The organism is Actinomadura sp. NPDC000929, assembly GCF_040492065.1.
Taxonomy (GTDB): Bacteria; Actinomycetota; Actinomycetes; order Streptosporangiales; family Streptosporangiaceae; genus Spirillospora; species Spirillospora verrucosospora.
The window spans coordinates 1-3770 of the sequence record NZ_JBEUPA010000286.1 but is presented as its reverse complement, the minus strand read 5'-3'; the positions used below and the strand labels follow the sequence as shown (position 1 = coordinate 3770).

Below are 3770 nucleotides of genomic sequence, written 5' to 3'. Positions count from 1 at the left end.
GGACCCCGGCGCGCCGCGGGCCGCCGTCGTGCTGAACGGCCGCGGCGCCATGGCGCCCGAGGCGGGCCGCGCCTCCCGCGGGGAGTTGCCACTGCGGGTCGCCGCCGACGGCAAGCTCGGCGGGCCGGACCTCGCCGCGTTCGACCCGTTCCACCTCGTCGGCGCCGAACCCGACCGGGTGCGGCTGTGGAGCTGGGACGGCGCGGCCCTGACCGAGCGCGGGCTCGGACCCGGCCTGCACATGATCGTCAACAGCGGGCTGGAGGGGGAGGGCCAGCCGGAGGGCGAGACCGAGGACGCCTACATGGCGGCGCGGCTCGCGCACTTCCGACCGCTTCTGGCCGCCGCGCCGCGCCCCGAGCCGCGCCTCGAGGACACCGTGGAACGGGCCTGGGGCGCGTGGCTGCCGCTGGTGGACGGCGGCGGCCTGCCCCGCGCCGACCACCGCGCCCTGCTCCCCCTGCTCGACCTGGGCGACGGCCGCGTGTGGGGCACGACCTCCGTCAGCCTCGTCGCCCTCGGCCGGACCGGCGTCCGGTACGACTTCTCCGCCGTCCCTGGCGACCCCCACGCCTGGAGGCGCGTGCGCTGACAGGGACCCGCCCTGCCCACTTGCCGGCTCCGGCTGCGGAACATGACGCTCGGTGCTAGTTTGACTACCTAATGCGATCTTCGTCGGGGCGAAGCCGCCCGCGAAGGGTCATCGGCAGACGGGGAGTGCGGATGGCAGCGGTGGCACGCGCGGCGGCGCGATGAGCAGTTACGCCGAGGTCGAGACCCGCAGGCCGAGGGCGGCGCCGGACGAGGCCCTGCCCGTGGAGGGCCGCACCCCCTGCCAGCTCGCCTGGACCCGGTTCCGCCGCGACCGGCTCGCGGTCGCGGCGCTCGCCGTCCTCGCGCTGATCCTGGCGTTCGCGGCGCTGGCGCCGCTGTGGGCGCACCTGACCGGCCACCCCTACGACGCGACCTTCCCGCGCACCGGCCTGGACGCCGGAGGGCAGCCGCGCGGGCCGGGAGCGCGGTTCCCGCTCGGCGCCGACCAGCTCGGCCGCGACGTCCTCGTGCGCGCCGCCTACGGGGCACGGATCTCCCTGGCCGTCGGGATCCTCGCGGCCCTTCTCGCCTCCGCCGCCGGGACCGCCGTCGGAACCCTCGCGGGGTTCGCGGGCGGCGCCCTGGACGCCCTGCTCGCCCGGCTCATGGACATGATGCTCGCCCTGCCGTACCTGCTCGTGGCCATCGTGCTGGCGACCACGTTCCAGATCACCTCGGTCGCCGCCAGCCTGAGCATGACGATCCTGATCATCGCCTTCTTCTCGTTCGCCGCGGTCGCCCGCGTCATCCGCGGACAGGTGATCACGATCAGGCGGCGGGAGTTCATCGAGGCGGCCCGCGCCCTCGGCGCCTCCGACGTCCGGATCATGTTCGGCGAGGTCCTGCCGAACCTGTCCGCGCACGTCACCGTGCTGACCTCGCTGCTGGTCCCGGCCTCGATCGTGTTCGAGGCGACGCTGTCGTTCCTCGGCGTCGGGGTGCGCCCGCCGATGCCGAGCTGGGGGTCGATGCTCGGCGAGGGCGGCGACGTGTTCCGGACGGCCTGGTGGCTGCTGGCCGTCCCGGGCGTCCTGCTGCTGGCGACGACGCTGGCGTTCAACCTGCTCGGCGAGGGCATCCGCGACGCCTTCGACCCGCGCGGCGACCGCGCGCCCGGGGGGCGGTGAGGCGCGTGGCGCGGTTCGTCCTCCGCCGCCTGCTGTACACGGTCGTGGTGCTGTGGATGGCGGCCACGCTGGTCTTCGTGTTCCTGCACGTCTCGCCGGTCCCGGTGGAGCGCGTCATCGGCGGGCCGCGCGCCACCGCCGACACCCTCGGCCAGATCCGCCGCAACCTCGGGCTGGACCGCCCCGTCCTCGTCCAGTACTGGCGGTTCGCCGGACGGCTGGTGCGCGGCGACCTCGGCGACTCCTACATCAACGGCGTACCGGTCACCAGCCTGATCGGCCAGCGCCTCCCCACGACGCTGTGCCTGGTGGCGGGCGCGGCCGTCCTGTGGTTCGCCGGCGGCGTGCTGCTCGGCGTGCTCTGCGCGATGCGGCCGCGCGGCCTCGGTGACCGGGCCGCGACCGTGTTCGTGCTGGTCGGCCTGTCCACCCCGCCGTTCGTGATGGCGCTCGCGCTGCTGCACGTGTTCTCCGCCGGGCTCGGCGGCGGCGCCGCCCACCTGTTCGAGGCGGGACCCCCGCTGCAGGAGCACTTCCTGCGCCGGATGGTCCTGCCGTGGATCGCGCTGGCGTTCCTCATGATCGCCACCTACACGCGCCTCACCCGCGGGGCGATGCTGGACGTGCTCGGCGAGGACTACGTGCGGACGGCGCGGGCCAAGGGCCTGCCCGAACGCCGCGTCGTCGGTCGGCACGGGCTGCGGACGGCGCTGGCCCCCGTCGTCACCCAGCTCGGCATCGATCTCGGCGCGCTGGTCGGCTCCACGATCGTCACCGAGAAGGTGTTCGGGCTGCAGGGCGTGGGGCAGCTGGTCTACCAGTCCATCGCGCTCGGCGACACCCCGGTCGTCATCGGGGTGACGCTTCTGGTGACGTCGTTCGTCGTCGTCGCGAACCTGCTGGTCGACATCGGCTACTCGGTGCTGGACCCGCGCGTCCGGCACCGCTGAGGACGCGCCCGGCGGAAGCCGTGATCTCGGATTCATGCCGCGAAGTACGCATGGATAAGCTTTCTGTATGCGATCGTGGCCCGCCTCCGAAGTCCCCAGCCTCTCCGACGCGGGACTGCCCGCCGCGACCCGGCCCCTCAGCCTGCACGACACCGGCACCGGGACGACGCGCCCCACGTCCCCCGGCGACACCGCCCGGATGTACGTGTGCGGGATCACCCCCTACGACGCGACGCACCTCGGCCACGCCAACACCTACCTGGCCTTCGACCTCGTCAACCGGGTGTGGCGGGACCTCGGCCACCGGGTCCACTACGTCCAGAACACCACCGACGTCGACGACCCGCTCCTGGAACGTGCCCAGCAGACCGGGGAGGACTGGCGCGAGCTCGCCGACCGGGAGATCCAGCTCTTCCGCGACGACATGACCGCGCTGCGCGTCCTGCCGCCCGACCGCTACGTCGGCGCGGTCGAGGCGATCCCGCTGATCATCGAGATGATCGAGAAGCTGCGCGGCCGGGACGCCGCCTACGAGGTGGACGGCGACGTCTACTTCCCGATCGCCTCCGACCCGGCGTTCGGCGGGGTCAGCCGGCTCTCGCGGGAGGAGATGGCGCCGCTGTTCGCCGAGCGCGGGGGAGACCCGGACCGGCCCGGCAAGCGCGACCCCCTCGACGCGCTGCTGTGGATGGCGCGGCGGCCCGGCGAGCCCGGGTGGGACTCGCCGTTCGGGGAGGGGCGCCCCGGCTGGCACGTGGAGTGCTCGGCGATCTCCATCGAGTACCTCGGCATGGCCTTCGACGTCGAGGGCGGCGGCTCGGACCTGGCGTTCCCCCACCACGAGATGAGCGCCTCGCACGCGCAGGTCGCCACGGGGGAGCGGCCGCACGCCCGCGCCTACGTGCACTCCGGCATGGTCGGCCTGGACGGCGAGAAGATGTCCAAGTCGCGCGGCAACCTCGTGTTCGTGTCGAAGCTGCGGGAGTCCGGAGCCGACCCGATGGCGATCCGGGCGGCGCTGCTGGCCCACCACTACCGCTCCGACTGGGAGTGGACCGCGATTCCTTCCCCACACCGTGCAACCTTCCCGTGCCCTCGC

Annotated in this window: 4 protein-coding genes; all 4 read left to right on the top strand. The window is 73.9% G+C overall.

Going from position 1 to position 3770, the window contains the following annotated elements; all coding sequences use genetic code 11:
- Positions 1-592 (top strand): hypothetical protein (locus ABWI04_RS42040; protein WP_353835902.1); only part of this gene is annotated, 592 nt, incomplete at its 5' end.
- Positions 593-752: 160 nt separating this feature from the next.
- Positions 753-1721 carry an ABC transporter permease gene (locus ABWI04_RS42035; RefSeq protein WP_345181214.1) on the top strand — a complete coding sequence of 323 codons (969 nt, stop codon included), beginning with the start codon at positions 753-755 and terminating at the stop codon, positions 1719-1721.
- A 5-nt stretch (positions 1722-1726) separates the two neighbouring features.
- On the top strand, positions 1727-2671 hold the full coding sequence (locus ABWI04_RS42030) for an ABC transporter permease (protein WP_345181216.1): 945 nt from the start codon (positions 1727-1729) through the stop codon (positions 2669-2671).
- A 67-nt stretch (positions 2672-2738) separates the two neighbouring features.
- Positions 2739-3770, top strand: a 1032-nt coding sequence (mshC, locus tag ABWI04_RS42025; protein WP_353835901.1) for a cysteine--1-D-myo-inosityl 2-amino-2-deoxy-alpha-D-glucopyranoside ligase, incomplete at its 3' end; no start/stop codon positions are given.